At 71.0% G+C, this 18,992-nt stretch carries 15 protein-coding genes; 2 read left to right on the forward strand and 13 right to left on the reverse strand.

All coding sequences use genetic code 11. From position 1 onward, the window contains the following. Window positions 1-120: 120 nt before the first annotated feature. From ABS772_RS01290 to ABS772_RS01300, 3 genes are read right to left on the reverse strand one after another with little or no spacing between them, the layout of a single operon-like run. Complete coding sequence (locus ABS772_RS01290; protein WP_350391758.1) at window positions 121-948, reverse strand: extracellular solute-binding protein; 828 nt, start codon at window positions 946-948, stop codon at window positions 121-123. After that, the gene (locus tag ABS772_RS01295) at window positions 921-1,637 is read right to left on the reverse strand and encodes an ATP-binding cassette domain-containing protein (protein WP_350391759.1); all 717 of its coding nucleotides are present in this window, start codon (window positions 1,635-1,637) and stop codon (window positions 921-923) included. Before ABS772_RS01295 ends, ABS772_RS01290 begins: the two co-directional genes overlap by 28 nt. Next, window positions 1,634-2,329, reverse strand: a complete 696-nt coding sequence (locus ABS772_RS01300) for an ABC transporter permease (protein WP_350391760.1) — start codon at window positions 2,327-2,329, stop codon at window positions 1,634-1,636. The genes ABS772_RS01295 and ABS772_RS01300 overlap by 4 nt, the downstream gene beginning before the upstream one ends. 88 nt (window positions 2,330-2,417) lie before the next feature. Between ABS772_RS01300 and ABS772_RS01305 the strand changes: the two genes are divergently transcribed. Further along, a complete protein-coding gene (locus ABS772_RS01305; RefSeq protein ID WP_350391761.1) occupies window positions 2,418-3,467 on the forward strand; it encodes a substrate-binding domain-containing protein in 1,050 nt (349 codons plus the stop codon). A 268-nt stretch (window positions 3,468-3,735) separates the two neighbouring features. Here ABS772_RS01305 and ABS772_RS01310 read toward each other — a convergent pair whose 3' ends face one another. The 5 genes from ABS772_RS01310 to ABS772_RS01330 form a co-directional block, all read right to left on the reverse strand. Further along, window positions 3,736-4,677 (reverse strand): DUF6602 domain-containing protein, encoded by a 942-nt coding sequence (locus ABS772_RS01310; RefSeq protein WP_350391762.1) that lies wholly within the window; start codon window positions 4,675-4,677, stop codon window positions 3,736-3,738. 325 nt (window positions 4,678-5,002) lie between these two features. Beyond that, complete coding sequence (locus ABS772_RS01315) at window positions 5,003-6,253, reverse strand: molybdopterin molybdotransferase MoeA (protein WP_350391763.1); 1,251 nt, start codon at window positions 6,251-6,253, stop codon at window positions 5,003-5,005. Between the two features lie 3 nt (window positions 6,254-6,256). After that, complete coding sequence (gene mobB / locus ABS772_RS01320; RefSeq protein WP_350391764.1) at window positions 6,257-6,793, reverse strand: molybdopterin-guanine dinucleotide biosynthesis protein B; 537 nt, start codon at window positions 6,791-6,793, stop codon at window positions 6,257-6,259. Next, window positions 6,790-8,766, reverse strand: a complete 1,977-nt coding sequence (locus ABS772_RS01325; RefSeq protein WP_350391765.1) for a molybdopterin biosynthesis protein — start codon at window positions 8,764-8,766, stop codon at window positions 6,790-6,792. Before ABS772_RS01325 ends, mobB begins: the two co-directional genes overlap by 4 nt. After that, a complete protein-coding gene (locus tag ABS772_RS01330) occupies window positions 8,763-9,854 on the reverse strand; it encodes a molybdopterin-binding protein (RefSeq protein ID WP_350391766.1) in 1,092 nt (363 codons plus the stop codon). The genes ABS772_RS01325 and ABS772_RS01330 overlap by 4 nt, the downstream gene beginning before the upstream one ends. Window positions 9,855-10,079: 225 nt before the next feature. Here ABS772_RS01330 and ABS772_RS01335 point away from each other — a divergent pair, with 225 nt between their 5' ends. Then, entirely contained in the window at window positions 10,080-11,360 is a 1,281-nt protein-coding gene (locus tag ABS772_RS01335) for a c-type cytochrome (RefSeq protein ID WP_350391767.1), read from the forward strand. A gap of 27 nt (window positions 11,361-11,387) precedes the next feature. On the opposite strand, the gene ABS772_RS01340 is transcribed toward ABS772_RS01335, so the two are convergent. The 5 genes from ABS772_RS01340 to ABS772_RS01360 form a co-directional block, all read right to left on the reverse strand. Continuing rightward, window positions 11,388-11,561, reverse strand: coding sequence for a metallothionein (locus ABS772_RS01340; RefSeq protein ID WP_350391768.1), 174 nt, complete (start codon window positions 11,559-11,561; stop codon window positions 11,388-11,390). 504 nt (window positions 11,562-12,065) lie between these two features. Beyond that, window positions 12,066-13,934 (reverse strand): response regulator, encoded by a 1,869-nt coding sequence (locus tag ABS772_RS01345; RefSeq protein ID WP_350391769.1) that lies wholly within the window; start codon window positions 13,932-13,934, stop codon window positions 12,066-12,068. Further along, a complete protein-coding gene (locus tag ABS772_RS01350) occupies window positions 13,931-15,652 on the reverse strand; it encodes a response regulator (RefSeq protein ID WP_350391770.1) in 1,722 nt (573 codons plus the stop codon). The genes ABS772_RS01345 and ABS772_RS01350 overlap by 4 nt, the downstream gene beginning before the upstream one ends. Beyond that, window positions 15,649-16,734: a chemotaxis-specific protein-glutamate methyltransferase CheB gene (gene cheB / locus ABS772_RS01355; protein WP_350391771.1), complete on the reverse strand. Its 1,086-nt coding sequence runs from the start codon at window positions 16,732-16,734 to the stop codon at window positions 15,649-15,651. Before cheB ends, ABS772_RS01350 begins: the two co-directional genes overlap by 4 nt. Continuing rightward, the gene (locus tag ABS772_RS01360; RefSeq protein WP_350391772.1) at window positions 16,731-18,977 is read right to left on the reverse strand and encodes a hybrid sensor histidine kinase/response regulator; all 2,247 of its coding nucleotides are present in this window, start codon (window positions 18,975-18,977) and stop codon (window positions 16,731-16,733) included. The genes cheB and ABS772_RS01360 overlap by 4 nt, the downstream gene beginning before the upstream one ends. Between the last annotated feature and the right edge of the window lie 15 nt (window positions 18,978-18,992).

Here is an 18,992-nt window from a genome sequence, read left to right on the forward strand (position 1 = left end):
GGTTCAGGATGAGGCGATGCGGTGCCTTCTGCACCACCCCCACCCCGAACCCCTCCCCACAAGGGGGAGGGAACAGGCCCTGCTTTGCCCGAAGCACTCAACCGGAGACCTGATAAGACGTCAGCCCTTCTTCGCGCTCGGGAAGAACAGCTGCTCGCCGTTGATCTTGTAGTCGGCGATCGCCTTCTGGCCCTCGGGCGAGACCAGCCAGTCGATGAAGGCCTGGCCCTCCTTCACCTTCACCGTCGGATGCTTGTCCGGGTTCACCAGCATCACGCCGTAGGGGTTGAACAGCCGCTTGTCGCCCTCGACGAGGATGGTCAGGTCGCCCCGGTTCTTGAACGAGAGCCAAGTGCCGCGGTCGGCAAGGATGTAGGCGCCGAGCGACGAGGCGGTGTTCAGCGCCGGGCCCATGCCCTGGCCGACATCGCGGTACCAGTCGCCGCGCACGGCCGCGAGATCGACACCGGCCTCCTTCCAGCCCCGCAGCTCGGCGCTGTGCGTGCCGGAACGGTCGCCCCGAGAGACGAAGGGCGCCTTGGCCGCCGCGATGGTCTTGAACGCGTCGTCCACGCCCTTGCCGCGAATGCCGGCCGGATCGTCCTTCGGGCCGATCAGCATGAAGTCGTTGTACATCACGTCCTGCCGCCCCTTGGCGAAGCCCTCGGCGACGAACTTGTCCTCGGCCGGGCGGTCGTGGACGAGCAAGACGTCGGCATCGCCCCGGCGCGCCGCGTCGAGGGCCTGGCCGGTGCCGAGCGCCACGACCTTCACATCGATGCCGGTCTTCTGCTTGAACAGCGGCAGGATGTGCTTGAACAGCCCCGATTGCTCGGTCGAGGTCGTCGAGGCGACGACGATCGAGGCGGGCTCGGCGGAGAGCGGCGAGACCGCGCCGAGAGCGGTCAGTAGCGAGAGGGTCAGGAAGCCGCGGCGAAGGAAGTCCAAGGCAGTTCTCCGGTCAGGTAGGCCCGCGCCTCAGCGGTGCGGGGTGAGAAGAGGACGGATCGGGTCGGGCCCCGCTCGACGACGCGGCCGGCGGCGAGCACCACGGTCTCGTCGGCGAGCCGGGCGACCTGCCCGAGATTGTGCGAGACGAGGAGCACGGCGGTGCCGGCCCGCGCCATCTCGGCCACCAGGCTCTCGATGGTCTCGGTCGCGGTGGGGTCGAGGCTCGCGGTCGGTTCGTCGAGGAGGAGAAGGCCGGGCCGCATCGCCCAGGCGCGGGCCAGCGCGAGGCGCTGCTGCTCGCCGCCCGAGAAGCGGGTCGCCGCGTCGTCCGCCCGCTCCGACAGGCCGACGCGGGCGAGCGCCGCCGCGATCCGCTCGGCCCGCGCGCGGCGGGGCAGCTTGAGCGGGACGAGGCCGAGGGCGACGTTGGCGGCGGCGCTGGCGCGCACCAGGGCGGGGCGCTGGAAGACGAAGGCGCGGGGGCCGGGCGCGAGGCGCACCGTGCCGGAATCGGGCCGCAGCAAGCCGTCGATCACCCGCAGCGTCACACTCTTGCCCGCGCCGTTGGGGCCGACCAGGGCCGTGATGCCGGACGCGGCAACGTCGAGGCTGAGCCGGTCGAGGATCGTCCGCCCGCCGAGGGTCAGGCCGACGCCGTCGAGGCGGATGGCGGGGGCGGCGCTCATCCGTAGGCCCTCGCCGCGTGTCCGCGCAGCAGCGCGGCGGCCGCGTTCACGGCGAGCACGAGGCCCATCAGCACGGCGCCGAGCGCCAGGGCGAGGCTGAGGTCGCCCTTCTGCGTCTCCAGCGAGATCGCCGTGGTCATGGTGCGGGTATGTCCGTCGATGTTGCCGCCGACGACGAGCACCGCGCCGATCTCCGAGATTGCCCGGCCGAAGGCGGCGAGCGCCGCGGTGAACAGCGAGAAGCGCGCGTCGTAGATCAGCACGCCGGCCCGCCGCGGCGCGGAGAGCCGCAGGGAGCGGAGCTGCTCGCCGAGATGCGCCTCGGCGTCGGCGATGACCTGACGCGTGAGCGCCGCGACCAGGGGGGTCGCCAGCACGGCCTGGGCCGCCACCATGGCGGTGGGGGTGAACAGCAGCCCGAGCGCTCCGAGCGGACCCGAGCGCGACAGGGCGAGATAGAGGATCAAGCCGACGATCACCGGCGGCAGGCCCATGAAGGTGTTGAGCAGCCCGACCAGGGCATCGCGCCCCGGAAACCGCGCCACCGCGATCAGGGCACCGAGCGGAATGCCGAGAAGAAGCCCGATGCCGACCGCCGTGAGGCTGACGCGCAGGGACAGCCACGCGATCGCCAGGACATCCCGGTCGAGCGTCCACAGGCGAAAGAACGTCTCCTGAAAGGCTTGGCTCACGCGGTGGACTCGTGGGCATACGGGGCTGCGCGGGGCTTGCCGGGATGATACGCCACAGGGTGCAAGATCAATAGGAAAGGCCGTGCATATGGCCGTCGAGATTGTGCCCGGTTCCCGCCAGGTCCTCACGGAGCCGGGTCGTCTGAACGTGCGCCTCCAGGTCGAGGGCCGCTGCGAGGGCGCGCCCTCCTTCGCGCTCCGGGGAGCCCACGCTCTCCTCGACGCGCTCGGCCGGTCGGGCTCGCTTCAGGGGGCGGCCGAGCGCCTCTCGATCTCCTACCGCTCCGCCTGGGGCCAGCTCGAAGCGCTCGAACAGGCGCTCGGACGGCCGGTCGTCGTGAAGACCAAGGGGCACGGCACCGACCTCACCTCCTTCGGCACGGCGCTGCTCGCGCTGCTCGCGGCGTCGTGGAACCGCCTCGCACCGGCGCTCGCGGCGGAGGAACTGGCGCTGACCGAGGGTCTGCGGCGGCTGCTGGAGCCGGCGGACGCCCGGATCCGGCTGGCAGCGAGCCACGATCCGCTGCTGCTGGAGGCGGTCGAGGCGCGGCGGGAGATCGACCTGATGGTCGCGGGCAGCCTCGACGCCCTGGCGCGGCTGCGCGACGGAACCGTCGATGCCGCGGGCTTTCATTACGGTTCGGACGGTCCGCCCCCGGCCCCCTTCGACGCCGTCTTCGCCGACCGCGACCTGATCGTCGTGCCGCTGTTTCGCCGGGAGCAGGGCTTGATGCTGGCGGCCGGCAATCCGCTCAGGCTCGAAACGGTCGCCGACATCGCCGCGCGGCAGGCCCGTTTCGTCAACCGTCAGCGCGGCGCCGGTACCCGGATCTGGTTCGAGCGGCTCTGCGCCGAGGCGGGTCTCGCGCCGGAGGCCATCGTCGGCCATCACACGGAGGAGTTCACCCACCAAGCGGTGGCGGCCTTGATCGCCACGGGTGCGGCCGATGTCGGCATGGGCACCCGCTCCGTCGCCGAGCGCTTCGCCCTCGACTACCGTCCGCTCGGCTGGGAGATCTACTTTCTCGCGGCGCGCGCGAGCCTCGGTGCGCCGCGCCTGGCGGCCTTCCGCGACGACCTGCGGGATCGGGCTGGCCGCGCCTCGGGCTATGCGGCGCCCGATGACGTCCGCGAGTAGGTGTTGTCCGATGCACTGCTTGGAATGAAGAGGTCCGCTAAGGATGGGGGGCTTGGAAGCCAGGCCCGTCAGCGGACGGACTACTTCCGACCCATATCAACTATTGGGTGCGCTGCCATCTCCTACTTGGAACCTATCATCCTTTCGGTTCAGCCAAGCGGCGGAGACATGGCCATGATGCGACTGGCAGTTTCTACTTGCTAACGTACGGAAAACACACCGATCCACGAGAATACTTCTAACTCAATCCCACGTCGATGTTCAAAAGTTATGGCTTCTGCCTTTTAGGATATTCCTGTCTGAGTTCGTCCAGGTTAAAACGCCACAACCCCTTTTTCTCGATCGCGCGCGTTAGTTCCGCAACCGGCGTATGCTTCTTGAACAGAGTCATTTCCCTCAAAGACGAATTAACCATGTTTTGCAAATATAAGCTGATCGGTTGCTGATCCTCGAAGAAACTGGTTCTGAACAAAGACAACCAGCCCATGAGGAATGCAAGAGGTGTGTCGGTGCTGTAGGGCATAATGAAGCCCGTTGCATCCAGAGCACCCACCTTGTGAGTAAAAGGTAGGCCGATCTGTTGAGTGAAAGGTGCCTTCTGGTGGGGTGACAAGATCAAGGCGACGTTCTGGTCGAGAAGGAATATGCCATCGAGAGGGAGAATTTTCTCACTATCGATATACTCCATCACCTCCAATAGGATCGATTGCCAAGGCGACTTCGTTTCGGTTGCGACCATAAAATATGGTCGGTAGAAAACATAGTAGGAGGCCCAATCATTTGGGCTAGTCACCTGTACTAACCGAGACATGTTCTTTGCACGTAACGCACGAAACTTTCGAGCTTTCCGCAATTCGTCCGGCATAATCGAGCGCGACAAACTGGTTTTAACTTCGCCGGCGGCCAGTACCCCTTCGATGAAAAACAGTGTCGGAACATCTCGTGCCGTTGAGAACGGTTGCGACTGATTCGAAAATACCAGATCCATCTGGCCCGATCGGGCTCCAACGCTGTCGCTGTCGCTTTCGGAAGCGATCACTTCGCCCGTTCCCACGTTTACGGATCGAGGTAGGTGCTTTTCGAAGAAATCGCGAGAGGCGATTTCCAGTGCGTTACCCCGTAGACCGGAATGCTCGAAACGAGTACGTGCTACTTCCAGCTCCAACTCAAGGATTTTTTGCTGCTGATTGAAAAGTTCCTTAAAGTCCATCTTCCTAAATTTGCTCCGCTCACCTATCAGAAAACTGCCAATGCATTGGAAAATATTATACTCGTGACAGAATGTACGTAGTATTCTGAGCTATGGTCGAGGTAAATTTTTGCAATTTTCTAACTCTCCGATATAAAAAATCACTATGAATGTCTACATCTGATAGTCGCCAGATCTAAAACAGGCAGTCCCCTTTTACAGCAAACTAAATTGTAAAAATCTATCTGATCTATAGTCTCAAAGCGAACCTTTCCCAGTCCCGCAACGGGTCGAAAGACGACCATACCGAAGCTCAAGAACTGTCTGGCTCCGACCCCGAATCCGCCTACCACAGCAGCGCGTGCGGGTAGTAGGCCAGCATGTCGCCGGGCGCGAGGCTGGTCGCGTCGTCGGGCAGTTCGACGAGGCCGTCGCTCTCGGTGAGCGAGGTCAGCACGCCCGCCCCGTCGCGCGGAAACTTTTGCGCCTCCAAACCGCCATCGGTCGCGCGAAAAAGACTGACGCGGACGAACTCACGGCGGCCCGCCTTCTTGCGGTAGGCGAAACCCGCCCGCACCGGCCAGGACAGCGGCGGCGCGTAGAGTGCGCCGCCCAGCCGGGCCAGGAGCGGGCGCACCACGAAGAGCAGCGTGACGTAGACCGCGACCGGATTGCCCGGCAGGCCGATGAAGGGCGTGCCCGCCACCAACCCCGCCGCGACCGGGCGGCCGGGCTTGATCGCGAGGCGCCAGAGCATCAGCCGCCCCTGCGACTCGACGGCGGCCTTCACGTGGTCCTCCTCACCAGTCGAGACGCCGCCGGAGGTGAGGATCAGGTCGTGGTCCCGCGCGGCCTCGGCGAGGCGGGCCGACAGGGTCGAGGGGTCGTCGCGCAGGATGCCGAGATCGTCCACCGCGACACCGAGGCGGGTGAGCAGGCTGACGAGCAGCACGCGGTTCGAGTCGTGGATCGCGCCGGGGCGCAAGGGCGCGCCGGGCTCGCTCAACTCGTCGCCGGTGGAGAACACCGCGACCCGCAGGCGGCGGCGCACCGCGATCCGCGCATGGCCGGTGGCGGCGGCCAGCGCCAGGTCCTGCGGGCGCAGGCGCTGCCCGGCGGCGATCGCGAGACCGCCCCGGCCGAGATCCTCGCCCGCCGGCCGCGCGTTGGCGCCGCGCTTCAGGCCCGGCGGCAGGGTGACGCGGTCGCCCTCGCGCCGTACGTCCTCCTGCATGAACACGGTGTCCGCGCCCGGCGGCATCGGCGCGCCGGTGAAGATGTGGATCGCCGTGCCGTGCGGCATGTCCCCGGCCGCGGCACCGGCCGCGAGGCGGCCGCTGACCGGAAGGACGGTCTCGCCCGCCGGGGCAAGGTCGGCGAAGCGCACGGCGTAGCCGTCGACCGCGGTGTTGGCGAAGGGCGGCAGGTCATGCGCGGCGAACACGTCCTCCGCCGCGATCCGGCCGTCGGCGAGACCGAGCGGCACCGTCTCGGTGCCGGCGATGACAGGGAAGCGCTCGGCGATCGAGGCCACCGCCTCCTCGACCCGCATCAACTTGCCCCCGAAGGCGAAGCAGTCGTCGGTGAGCTGTGCCATCGCTCAGGATCTCTCCAGCCGGGCGAGCACCGCTTCGAGGGGTTCGGCGCGCTCGACGACGAGACCGGCGATGGCCTCGATGTCGTCGAGCCCGACCACCGGCACGCCGGCTTGCGGGAACGGCACGTCGCTGGCGATGCCGACGATGTGCGGATCCTGATCGTGCAGCGGCGGGCGGCCGTTGGCAGCGCGAAAGACTTCGAGCTTCGGATGTGCCTCGCGCTTGAAGCCCTCGACCAGGGCGAGGCCGGCCGGCGTCAGCCGCCGCAGCAAGTCGGGCAAGGTGGCCTCGGCGCCGTCCCCGACCTCGCGGATCTGGGCCCAGCGCCGGGCGGAGGAGACGATGACCTCGCTCGCTCCGGCCTGTCGGTGGACGAAGGAATCCTTGCCCGGATGGTCGATGTCGAAGGCGTGGTGGGCGTGTTTCAGGGTCGCGACCCGCACGCCGCGCGCGACGAGAACGGGGATCAGGCGGGCGAGCAATGTCGTCTTGCCCGCCCCGCTCCAGCCGGCGAGGCCGATGACGCGCAGACCGCTCATGACTCGCCTCCACCGGGCTCGAAGCCGAGTTCGGTCAGGGCCGCGTCGGCCTCTTGCGTGCCGAGCAGGGCCAGGAAGGCGGCGAGCGCGGGCTTCTCGCGATCCGCCACGCGATAGGCGAAGTCGTAATGCTCCTGCGCCAGGGGCAGGAAGCCGAGGCCGTAGGCGTGCGCCACGCTCGCGATCGCCACGCCCCAATCGGCCCGCCCCTGCGCCACCGCCGCCGCGACGGCGTTGTGCGAGCGCGGCTGGTTCCAGAAGCCCGGCGGCCGGGCGGCGCCGATCAGGCCGTCCACGAGGAGGCGGGTGCCCGATCCGGCGTTGCGGTTGACCATGACCGAGTCCGGGTCGGCGAGGGCGGCGCCCACCGCCTCGGCGGCGCTGCGCCCCTCGAAGCGGGGATCGCCCGCCCGGAACACCACGCCCTGCAGGCGGCGCCAGCCGGGGGACAGCGCCATGCCGGGTTCGAGGAAGGGCGCGTTGTAGCGGCCGGTCTCGGGGTCGAGCAAGTGCATCGCGGCGAGATCGCACTCGCCCCGGCGCAGGGCCGCGAGCCCGCCGGCCGAGCCGACCCAGACCGTGCGGGCGCGAAAGCCCCGTTCGGCGAGCAGCCCGACCACGCGGTCGAGCCCGACGCAGTGGCTGCCGATGACGGTGAGGTCCGGCGGCCGGACCCCTGCCCCGAGGCGCACCACCGAGACCGTCTCGCCCGCCTCGATGCCGGACCGCGCGGCGGGGACGGCGAAGAAGCCGTCGGCCTGCGAGAAGGCGGTGACGGAGCCCGATCCCTTCGGCAGCGGCAAGGCCACGGGGCCGTCCTCGCCCTGCGCCAGGGAGGCCATGACGAATTCGGTGCGGCCGAGTTCGGAGGTCAGCCGCTGCGGCAGGCGCGCGGCAATCGCCTCTTCCTCCCGCGGCGGCAGCCCGGCGAGCGCGCGCACCAGCGGCACCACGAATTCGTGGAAGGTGAACATTGCCGAGGTTGGAAAGCCCGGCAGCACCACCACCGCCTTGCCCTCGGCCACGGCGAGGCAGAGCGGCTTGCCGGGTTTCAGCGCCACGCCGTGGACGAGGATGCCGGGCTCGCCCAGCCGCGACAGGATGCGGTGGGAGACGTCGCCCGCCCCCTTCGAAGTGCCGCCGGAGAGCACGACGAGGTCGGCCCGCGCCAGGCCGTCGCGCAGGGCCCGTTCGAGGGCGGCCTCCTCGTCGCGCACGATCCCGAGCGGCACCGCGACCCCGCCGTTCTCGGCGACGGAGGCCGCGACGATGGCGCCGTTCGAATCGTAGATCGCGCCCGGTCGCAGCGCGTCGCCCGGCGCGACCAGTTCATCTCCCGTCGAGAGCACGGCCACCCGCGGCCGGCGCAGAACCGCGATCTCGGCCAGCCCGCAGGCGGCGAGCATCCCGATCTCGCGGGCGGTCACCACCATTCCCTTGCGCAGGACGGTCTCGCCGAAGGCCATGTCGGCCCCGGCATAGCCGACGAACTGCCCCGGCCGCACCGGACTCGTCACATCGACGGCGAGGGAGTCTTCGAAGAATTCGGTCTGCTCGACCATCACCACCGCGTCGGCGCCCCGCGGGATCACCCCACCGGTGGCGATCGGCGTCGCGGTAGCGGCGGCCACCGGGAGCGCCGGGGCGACGCCGCAGGCCAGGATCTCGCGGTTGAGGGCGAGCCTCCGGGGCCGGGCGGCGTTGGCGCCCTCGGTGTCGGCGGCGCGCAGGGCGAAGCCGTCGACCAGGGCGCGGTCGAAGGGCGGAACGTCGATGGGCGAGGCCACGTCCCGGGCGAGCACCCGGCCGAGGGCCTGCGCAAGGGGCACGGTCTCGGGGGCAAGCGCCGTGTGCGGCACCGCGGCGCGGAAAGCGGCCAGCGCCTCCTCCCGGCTCATCACCGTGAGGAACTGCTCCTGCCGGGCCGCCGCGGCGAGGCGCCGGGCGAATTCCATCTCGCGATCCGCGCTCACAGCGGCACCACCTCGACCTCGCTCCCCGCGGGATAGCCCTCCCGCTCCGGCGGCACCAGCACGGCCCCGTCCGCCTCGATCAACCGCCGGAGCGGCAGTTCGGCCCCACCGAGCGGCTCGAGCTCCGAACCGTGCTGGCGGACGAACACGATCTCGGAGAGCCCGACGGTGGATGTGATCTTGCGCCGGAGGGCGCCCGTGCATGGCGCCGGTTCGACGCCGCCGGTCAGAGCCGCGAGCAGCGGCCGGCCGAGCGCCAGGAAAACGGCGAGCGCGGCGTCGGGGCGTCCGGGCATTAGCAACACCGGCCGCCCCCCTGTCTCGCCGATCCCGGCCGTCTCGCCGGGGCGCAGGGCGAGACCGTGGACGAGCAGGCGTCCGGCCCGCGCCAACGCGTCCGCGCTGCGGTCGCTGCGGCCGAAGCCGCTGCCGCCGAGGATGAGGATCGCGTCGGTCCCATCGGCCGCGATGGCGCGAGCGATCCTTTCGGGATCGTCGGGTACCGCGATCGTCTCCGCGGTGCCGCCTGCCCGTTCGACCAGGGCTACAAGCGTCGGCGACAGCGCATCTGCGTCTGATGCGCCCGTCGCGACGAGGCGAATGCGGGTGTTGCGGATCGCGACCTCGCGAAACCCCGCGGCGGCCAGGGCGAGGAGATGGCGCGGCAGGATGCGCTCCCCCGCCGCAAGCAGGACGTCACCTGGAAGAAAATCCTCGCCCGCGGCGCGGGTGCCTTCGCCCGCTCCGACCTCGGCGACCGCACTGCGACCCTCCAGGCCCTCGACGGGCAGCACCGCGTCGGCGCCGGCGGGCAGGGAAACGCCGGCCTCGACCCAGACCGGCGCGCGCGGCAGCATCACCGGCGCGTAGGGCGAGGCGCCGCCGATCGCCGCCGACTCGACGGCGAAGCCGTCGCGCAGGGCGATAAGTTCCGGTGGAACGGGTGCGGCAACGGCCACCGCGGTCGCCGCGATGCGCCCGCTCGCGTCGTTCAGTGAGACGGTTCGCGGCGCGACCGGTGCGGCGAGGCTGCGAAGAATGGCGAGGGCCTCGGCCAACGGCGTCAGGGCAGCGGAGGATGCGCGCATCGCTCAGCCGGCCGCGCGCGCGGACGATGCGATGCGCGAAACGGTGATGATGTGCGGGGCGCCGTCCTGTCTCATCGTCGCGATCGATGCGTCATCGCCGGTCGCGGATCAAGGTTCGGTGACGCACCCGTCCAATGCATGAGACAGAAACTCTCACCCTTCCGGGCGGACACGGCCCCGGCCTCTCGCCTATGGTCCGCCGCGACGGAGCGGAGTGGGGTGACGATGCGGGGGACGCGGATTCTCGGGGTGATCGCCGCCCTGTTGCTCGCGCTGCCGGCGACGGCGCAGATGCGCGGTCACGGCGGGCCGGTGCGGGCGCTGGCGATCACGGGCGACGGCCGGCTCGCGGTCTCCGGCGGGTTCGATCAGGCGGCGATCATCTGGGGCCTCGACACCGGCGCGGCGCTGAGCGTTCTGCGCTTCCACGACGGCGCGGTGAATGCGGTCGCGGTCCTCCCCGACGGGCGCTTCGCTAGCGCCTCGGAGGACGGGCGCATCGCCCTGTGGCGATTGGGCCAAGCCGAGCCGGAGCGCGTCCTCGAAGGCCATGCCGGCCCGGTCGCCGGGCTCGCCGTCTCGCCGGACGGCACGGCGCTCGCCTCCGCCGCCTGGGACGGCACCGCGCGGATCTGGCCGCTCGCGGGCGGGCCGGCCCGCGTGCTGGAGGGACACAAGGGCAACGTCAACGCCGTCGCCTTCCTGCCGGACGGCGGTCTCGTCACCGCCGGAGCCGACGCGAGCGTGCGGATCTGGACGCCGGACGGCCAGGCTGTCGCGACCGCGACCCTGCCGAGCGCGCTCAGCGCCCTCGCCGTCACCCCGGACGGCGAGATCGCCGCGGCTGGGGCGGATGCCGCGGTGCGGTTCCTCGCGCGGGACGGAGCCGTGCGGTGGCAGGTCGATCTCGGCCCGGCGCCGGTGATCGCGCTGGCGCCCTCGCCGGACGGCACGCGGATCGCCGCGGCGAGCGCCGGCGGCACCGTCGCGATGATCGAGCGGGCGAGCCGTAAAGTGCTGTTCACCCTGGTCGGGCCGGGCCTGCCGGTGTGGTCGGTGGCGTGGCGGCCGGACGGGAGCGAGCTCGTCACCGGCGGCGGTGACCGCCTGGTGCGGCGCTGGAACGCGGCCGACGGCGAGCCGATCGGTCCGCTCGCCATGCCGCGCCCGGCGGACACGCTGGCGGCCTTCCACGGCGAGCGGGGCGCCGAGGTGTTTCGCGCCTGCGTGGCCTGCCACACCCTGACACCCGACGAACCGACCCGCGCCGGGCCGACGCTCGCCGGGATCTTCGGCCGGCGCATCGCCGCCGTTCCGGGCTACCGCTACTCGGAGGCGCTCAAGGGCATGGACATCGTCTGGACGCCCGAGACGGTCGCCCGCCTGTTCGAAGTCGGTCCCGCGCGCTACACGCCGGGCACGCGGATGCCCGAGCAGACCATCAACAGCGCCGAGGACCGCGACGCGCTGGTGCGCTTCCTCGCCAAGGCGACCGGGACGAACTGAGCCGCACCCGGTCGAGGGCCGGCCCGATCAGCCGTGGCAGGTGCAGCCGGCATGATCGCAACCGGCATGGTCCGGATGGCCCTCGGCGCACTCGTCGCAACAAAAGGCCTTGTCGTCACGCGTCACCGCCTTCGAGAGCGAGACCACGCAGACACAGTCCGGGCAGGCGCATTTCACCATCTCGACATCGGCGCTGGCCATCGGAGTCATCCTTCCGAGAATATTCTTTCACGCACCGACGCAGCGGCAGCGCGGGACCATCTTCGTCTTCACCGAAGCGGAGTGCAATCCCTGCGGGCAAGGGTTTGTCGGACATGCCCAGGGCGTCACACCCAGTGCGCGCCCGCGCGAGCCTTTTGCAATACACCTCCGCCGTCATTGCGAGGCGAAGCCGTGGCAATCCAGCCCGCGACCCCTCCGGATGGTCGCGCGCTGGATCGCTTCGGCTTCGCCTCGCGATGACGGGGTGCGGCAAAGCCGGAGGCGACTACCCGGAAACGGTATGACTGACCGCGACGTCATGGTCTGGCGGAGCGTCACTCGTGGATTGCACGCCAACGGCGCGCCTCTTCGGGTCCGGGTTCCGCTGCGCGGCCCCGGAATGCCGGGTGTTTTGCCAGTAGCGGGCAACGATGCAATCGTTGGCTGCGTCACGCGAACCCGAGCTGCAAGCCCGCGGACGTCGCGCCGATCTCTGGCCGGCCGTCAGACCGCCGCTTCGAGAAGCTGCGACACCCGCGCGGCGAGTTCGGCCGAGGCGAAGGGCTTCGTCATCACCGGCAGATCCTCCGGGATCTGCACGGCCTCGGCGTGGCCCGTCAGCAGCAGGACCGGCACGCCGGAGAAGCGCTGCCGGATCGCCGTGGCGAGTTCGACGCCGGTCATGCCCGGCATCGCGAGGTCGGCGACCACGAGGTCGAAGCTGTGGCCCTGCTCCAGCAAAGCGAGCGCGCTGCGCCCGTCGGCGGCCTCGGTCTCGGAGTAGCCGAAATCGCTGAGGAAGGAGGCGGTGACGTGCCGGACCTCCGCGTCGTCGTCGACCACGAGGATACGGGCCGGGCTCGCCGCCGTCGGCACCGCAGGCAGCACCTCGGCTTCCGTGCGCTCGGCGGTGCCGTCGGCGCGCGGGAGGGCGAGTTCGATCCGGGTGCCCTGCCCGACCTCGCTGGTGATGCGCAGGCGTCCGCCCGCCTGCTGGGCGAGGCCGAACACCATGGCGAGGCCGAGGCCCGTCCCCTGCCCCACCGCCTTGGTGGTGAAGAACGGTTCGCAGACCCGCTCCAGGATCTCAGGAGGAATGCCGGTCCCCTCGTCGGCGACCGTGACGACGGCGTAGGTGCCGGGCTTGAGGTCGGGATCGTCGTGGATCTCGGCGCGGCGGGTCGAGATGGTGATCGTGCCGCCGTCGGGCATCGCGTCGCGGGCATTGATGCAGAGGTTGAGCACCGCGAGTTCGAGCTGGTCGGGATCGACCTGAGCGAAGGGCATGTCGGGTTCGAGATCGCGCTCGACGCGCACGAGACTGCCGAGGCTCGAACCGAACAGCGCGCTCATCCCCTCGATCAGCCCGTTCGGATCGACGGGCCGGGCGTGGGCGTCGTTGGAGCGGCTGAAGCTCAGGAGCCGCTTGGTCAGGGCCGAGCCGCGCTGCGCCGCGCCGGTGGCGTTGTCCACGAGGCGCTTGACCCGCGGCTGGTCGGCGATCTTGGGGCCGACCAGTTCCAGGCTGCCGAGGATCGCGGTCAGCAGGTTGTTGAAGTCGTGGGCGATGCCGCCGGCGAGCGTGCCGAGCGCCTGCATCTTGTCGGATTGGCGCAGGCGCGCCTCGAGGCTCTTCTGCTCGGTCACGTCCCGCTCAATGGTGGCGAGATGGGTCACCTCGCCGGCCCCGCCGCGGATCGGCACGCGGATGATGTGCGACCAGCGCTCGGCGCCGAGCGCGCCGCGGGCGATCACCGTCGAGCCGGCCTCTCCGGCCGCGATCGCGCGGCGATCCACGGCTTCCGCCTCGCGGGCCTCGGGGGTGTCGGCGATCTCGATCTCGGTGCGGCCGAGGCTCGCCTCGACCGTGCCGCCGACGAGGCCGGCCTTGCGGGCGTTGAGGCGCACGAAGCGCCCCGTCGCGTCCTTGAAGGAGATCGCCTCCTCGGCGTGATCTAGGAGGCCGCGCAACAGGGCGCGCTCGGTGGTGAGATCCCGGCCGAGGCGGTGGCGCTCGTAGGCGTTGCGCACGGTGGCGCGCAGCAGGGTCGGGTCCCAGGGCTTGGCGACGTAGCCGATGATGCCGCCGCGGTTGAGCGCGGCGATCACCGCCGAGATGTCGGCGTAGCCGGTGAGCAGGATCGCCTGCGCCTCGTGGAAGCTCCGTGCCTCGGCGAGCAGGGCGTCGCCGGTCATGCCGGGCATGCGCTGGTCGGAGACCACGACGGCGATGTCGGGCTCGGAGCGCAGGATGTCGAGCGCCTCCTCGGGCTTGGCCGAGGTGAGCACCCGGTACTCTTCCTCGAACAAATCCTCCAGAGCGATCAGGATGTCCGGCTCGTCATCGACGGCCAGGATCGTGCCTTTGCTCATGCCGGTGCCGGTTGCCTCGGAATGCCGATGACGAAGCTCGCGCCGCCGCCCGGCGCCGTCTCGACGGTCAGCGAGCCGCTATGCGCCTGAACGACGCTGTACGCAATCGCCAAGCCGAGTCCCGTCCCGGACCCGACCGGCTTCGTGGTGAAGAACGGTTCGAAGATCTTTTCCCGCAGGTCTTCCGGGATGCCGGGCCCGGTGTCGCTGATGCGGATCATGTCGGTTTCGGCGTCCGAGTAGGTCGCCACCGTGATCGTGCCCTCGCCGGGGATCGCGTCCGCGGCGTTGCCGAGGATATTCATCACGACCTGGTTGAGGAGCGCCGGGGTGCAGGAGATCTCAGGCCGGCCGGAGAAATCGCGCGTCACGTGGATGCGCGTGCCGAGCTTGTGCTGGATCAGCGCCAGCACCGTCTCGATCGCCTCCGGCACGTTGACGAGGCCGCGCTCGCCCTCGTCGAGCCGCGAGAACTTGCGCAGGTTCAAGACGAGATCCTGGATGCGCGTGAGGCCGAGCCGCATCGAGCCGACGCGGTCGCGCGCCTTCGTCAGCGCCCGCTGTCCCTCCGGCGCCTCGGGGGGAGGCAGCTCGCCGAGCAGGCGCTCGACCGTGCCCTGATGCGCCAGGATGAAGGCGAGCGGGTTGTTGATCTCGTGGGCGATGCCCGCCACCAGCTCGCCGAGGGAGGCCATCTTGGCGGCCTGGACGAGCTTGGCCTGCGCCTCCGTCAGTTTGCGGTTGGCATCCTCGAGATCGCGGTTGGCCTGTTCCAGGGCGTCGGCGAGCGCGGCGCGGGCGGCGGCCGCCTCGGCCTCGGCGCGGGCGCGTTCCACCGCGCGCTCGCGGTCGCCGAACTCGCCGGAGATGCGGCGGTTGTCCTCCTCCAGCAGGCGGCGGCGGACGAGGCCGCGCACCCGCATCGCCAGCACCTCGCCATCGGCCTTCGAGACCACATCGTCGGCGCCGGCGGCGAAGGCGGCGACGAGGAGGCTCTTGTCCGGCTTGTCGCCGGCCATGCCGACGAGGGGGAAGGCGTTGCCGCCCCCCTCCGGCGCCATCATCCGGCGCTCGGCGATCTCGGTGCAGAGGGCGATGCCGTCATAGGCGCTGCCGACGAGGTCGAGGGTGACGCAGTCGAAGGCGGCGCCGGGCTCGTCGAGGGCCGCGAGCGCCGCCGAGCGGTCGGCCGCGGCGACCACGGTGTGGCCCTCCTGGGTGAGGAGCCCGGTGAAGAAGGCGCGGTAGGTGGCGCTGCCGTCGACGACCAGGACCCGGCCGCGGCGGAAGGCGGCGCCGGACGGCCCTTCCGCCTGCCCGCCCCGGCGCTCGCGCAGCAGCGCGCGGATGCGCAGCACGAGCAGGTCGCGGTCGGCCGACTTCTCGACATAAGCGTCGGCACCGCTCTCGAAGCCGTGGCGCTCGCCGTTGCGGGTGCCGGTGAGCATCACCACCGGCAGCGCCCGGGTACGCAGCGACAGGCGCATCTGCCGGGTGAACTCGTCGCCGTTCATGCCGGGCAGGTGATGGTCGGCGACGACGAGGTCCGGCAGGTCGGTGTTGAGCAGGTCGAGGGCGGCCTCCGCCGTGGCGCAGCGCTGCACCGCGAAACCCTGCGCTTCGAGCTGGAGACGGAGTTCGAGCGCCTGGGTCTCCGAATCCTCCACCAGCAGCAGCCGGTGGCCCGGCGCGGCGGCGGGCGATGCGCTCGCGGTCATGCTGGCTTCCTATGCGCGAGCCGCAGGAGATGGGGCGCCACCTGATCGACGGGCAGCACGCGGGACGCGGCGTTGAGGCGCACGGCCGCCGCGGGCATGCCGTAGACGACGGCGCTGCTCTCGTGCTCGGCCACCGTGGCGGCGCCCGCCTTGCGCATGTCGAGCAGTCCTTGCGCGCCGTCCTCGCCCATGCCGGTGAGAAGCACGCCGATGCCCTGCGGCCCGGCCTGCCGGGCGACCGAGCGGAACAGCACGGTCGCCGCCGGGCGCTGGCCGCCGACGGGGGCGGCGTCGCTCACCCGCAGCGTGCCGTTCGGACCGAGTTCGAGATGCCGGTCGCCGGGGGCGACGTAGACGTGGCCGGCCTGCATCGTCTGCCCGTCCCGCGCCACGCCGACGCTGAGGGGCACCACGCCGTCGAGCCAGCTCGCGAACCCGTCCATGAAGGCCGCGCCCATATGCTGCACGAGCAGGACGGGAAGCGGGAAATCCGCCGTGAGGCCGCCGATGACCCGCGCGAGCGCCGGCGGCCCGCCGGTCGAGGCGGCGACCGCCAGCACGCTCGGCGCGGCCTCCGTGTCCGAGAGGATCGGCAGCTCGGCCGCGGGCGCCGCCTTGCGCGCGCTCCATTCCGCGCCGATCGGCCGGCGGCGGATCACCGGGACCGCGGCCATGATGCGCAGCTGCGTGCAGATCTGGCCGGCGATCGCCTCGTAACTGTCGTTGGTGGTGGCCACCGGCTTCTCGACCACCGAGAGCGCGCCCGCCCGGAGCGCGTTCATCGAGATCTTGAGCGAGGCATCCTCGACCGAGTCGGCGATCACCACGATCGGCGTCGGCCGGCTCGCCATGATCCGGCGGGTCGTCTCCAGCCCGTCGATGCCGGGCAGGCGGATGTCCATGGAGATCACGTCCGGCCGCACGGTCTCGATCGCAGCGAGCGCCGCCTCGCCGGATTCGACCGCGCCGGCCAGTTCCAGCCGCGCGTCGCGGGCGATGATGTGGGTGAGGAGGATCCGCACCACGAGCGAGTCCTCGACAACCAGTACGCGCACGCGCGGGTTCTCAGCCCCTCCGTTCACAGCAACTGACCGATGGTATCCAGGAGTTCGCGCTGATCGAATTTCTGCTTGGTCAGATAGGCGTCGGCGCCGAGTTCCAGCCCTCTCGCCACGTCCTCGTCGTCGCCGCGGGAGGTCATCAGCACGATCGGAAGTCGCGCGAAATCCGCCTCGGCCCGCAGCGCCTCGACGAGGCCGAAGCCGGTCAGCCGCGGCATCTCCACGTCGGCGACGACGAGGTCGACCGGCTCGATGCGCGCCCGGAGGCGGTCGAGCGCCTCCTGCCCGTCGACGCAGACGATCACGCGGTAGCCCGCTGCTTCCAAAATGCTCTTCTCCAGGGTGCGGGTCGTGATCGAGTCGTCCACGACAAGAATCGTCGAACGTCGCTTTTCCTGGATCGTTCCGCTGCCGTCCTCCCCGCCCCTCGCCGCAGGACGCGCGGGGCGCGGACCGGCGCGGCCGAGCCGGTCGATCAGCCCGTCGGGATCGAGGACGAGGGCGGGCGTGTCGGTGCCGAGGATCACGGTTCCGGTGACGAGGCCTGGATCGCTGCCGATCGGCGGCGCGGGCAGGACGAGGAGCGTGCGCACCTCCTCCAGCCGGTCGACGGCGAGCAGGCAGCGCCCGCGGGTGCCGCGCAGGCGCACGACCGGGATCGTCGCCCCCTCCGAGCGGTCGGAGCCGAGGCCGAGCAGGTCCCCGAGTTCGGCGACCGGCAGCGTCACGGCTTCGCCGCCCTCCACCGCCACCCGAGCGACCGGCCGGCCCGCGACGGTCGACAGAGCCGCAGGATCGAGCCGGGTGAGCGCCTCCGCCGCGCCGCTCGGCAGGGCGAAGCGGGTCCCGCCGGCCACGACGATCAGGACCGGACGGCGGGCGGCCGAGAGCGGCAGGGTGAGGATCAGCGACGTGCCGTGCGGCCGGCGGCGGGCGAGCTGTACCTGCCCGTGCAGGGAGCGGGCGACCTCGGCGACCACCGAGAGGCCCATCCCGCGGCCCGACAGCGCATCGACCGCCCCGGCGGTGGAGAAGCCCGGCTCGAACGGCAGCGCGAGCAGCGCCTCCGCGTCGAGCGTCTCGCCCGGCGCGATCAGCCCGCGCGCGCGGCCTGTTTGCTCGATGGCGGCGAGGTCCGGCCCCCGCCCGTCGTCGTGGATGCCGAGGACGAGCCGTCCGCCCTGGGCCTCGACGGTGAGCCCGATCGCGAGGGAGGCGGGCTTGCCCTGCCGTTGCCGGACCTCCGGGCGCTCCGCTCCGTGGCTCAGCGCGTTGCGCAGGGCGTGCAGCACCGGGTCCTTGAGGGCCTGGAGCATCGCCCGGTCCACCGGAAGGTCGAGCCCGCGGGTGGTGACCTCGACCTCCTGCCCGTCGCCGCGTGCCATGTCGCGCACCGCGCGAGCGAGGCCGCCGAACACCGTCTCGGCGGGCACCAGCGCGAGGCGTTCGGTCTCCTCCCGCAGCCGGCGGGCGGCCGTCTCGACGGAGAGGATGGCCGCCTTGTGCCCCTGGGCGAGGTCGGCGGCTTCGCGGGCCAAGGCCGCCACCCCGGTCTCGATCTCGGCGAGGGCTCGACGAAGAGCCGCCGTCTCCGACTCGTCGGCACCGCCGGGGGCCGAAACCGGAGCGCGGCGGCCGGCCTCGGTGCGGCGCCGGAGCGCGGACGCGTTCGCCGAGAGCCGCGCGATGCGTTCGGCGACGACGCCCTGCCCCGGCAGGGCCGCCCAGAGGCCGTGGCTCGCCCGCGACAGCGACTCCACCGCCGCAGCGGGGACGCGCAGCACCGCCGCCTGGGCGGGCTCACTCGAAGAGTCGGGCGCGGCGGCCGGAGCCGCGGCTTGCGAAGCGGCCGGAGTGGCGGATGGGGGAACCGGTTCGGCCGGCGCCGGGGCAGCCTTCGCGTCGGGATCGAGGCAGGCGTTCAGCGCCGCCAGCGCGTCCTCGGGCATGCTCGCCGATCCGCCTGCGCTCGCCGCGACGTAGGCCTCGATCCGGTCGAGGGCGAGATGGGTCGCGGCCCGCGCCGCGCGGTCGAGGGGGCGCTGTCCGGCGCTGATGCGCTCGAACAAGGTCTCGAGCTGGTGCGAGACCGCCTCCACCGGGGGCAGGTCGACGGCGCGGGCGGCGCCCTTCAGGCTGTGGGCCCGGCGGAACACGTCGTGCCAATCGACCGGACCGTCCGCGGCAAGTGCGGCGCGGATCGCGTCGAGATGCTCGCGGTGCTCGATCTCGAAGGCGGCGAGGAGCTGCTGGCGGATGTCCATGCGGCGGAGCGCTCG

Origin of the sequence: Methylorubrum podarium, from assembly GCF_040270385.1 — a bacterium.
In the GTDB taxonomy this organism is placed as follows: domain Bacteria; phylum Pseudomonadota; class Alphaproteobacteria; order Rhizobiales; family Beijerinckiaceae; genus Methylobacterium; species Methylobacterium podarium.

Coding starts and splice junctions, on each gene's coding strand:
- ABS772_RS01295 (WP_350391759.1), bottom strand. CDS start 1,637: ATGAGCGCCGCCCCCGCCATCCGCCTCGACGGCGTCGGCCTGACCCTC.
- ABS772_RS01305 (WP_350391761.1), top strand. CDS start 2,418: ATGGCCGTCGAGATTGTGCCCGGTTCCCGCCAGGTCCTCACGGAGCCG.
- ABS772_RS01310 (WP_350391762.1), bottom strand. CDS start 4,677: ATGGACTTTAAGGAACTTTTCAATCAGCAGCAAAAAATCCTTGAGTTG.
- ABS772_RS01315 (WP_350391763.1), bottom strand. CDS start 6,253: ATGGCACAGCTCACCGACGACTGCTTCGCCTTCGGGGGCAAGTTGATG.
- mobB (WP_350391764.1), bottom strand. CDS start 6,793: ATGAGCGGTCTGCGCGTCATCGGCCTCGCCGGCTGGAGCGGGGCGGGC.
- ABS772_RS01330 (WP_350391766.1), bottom strand. CDS start 9,854: ATGCGCGCATCCTCCGCTGCCCTGACGCCGTTGGCCGAGGCCCTCGCC.
- ABS772_RS01335 (WP_350391767.1), top strand. CDS start 10,080: ATGCGGGGGACGCGGATTCTCGGGGTGATCGCCGCCCTGTTGCTCGCG.
- ABS772_RS01340 (WP_350391768.1), bottom strand. CDS start 11,561: ATGGCCAGCGCCGATGTCGAGATGGTGAAATGCGCCTGCCCGGACTGT.
- ABS772_RS01345 (WP_350391769.1), bottom strand. CDS start 13,934: ATGAGCAAAGGCACGATCCTGGCCGTCGATGACGAGCCGGACATCCTG.
- ABS772_RS01350 (WP_350391770.1), bottom strand. CDS start 15,652: ATGACCGCGAGCGCATCGCCCGCCGCCGCGCCGGGCCACCGGCTGCTG.
- ABS772_RS01360 (WP_350391772.1), bottom strand. CDS start 18,977: ATGGACATCCGCCAGCAGCTCCTCGCCGCCTTCGAGATCGAGCACCGC.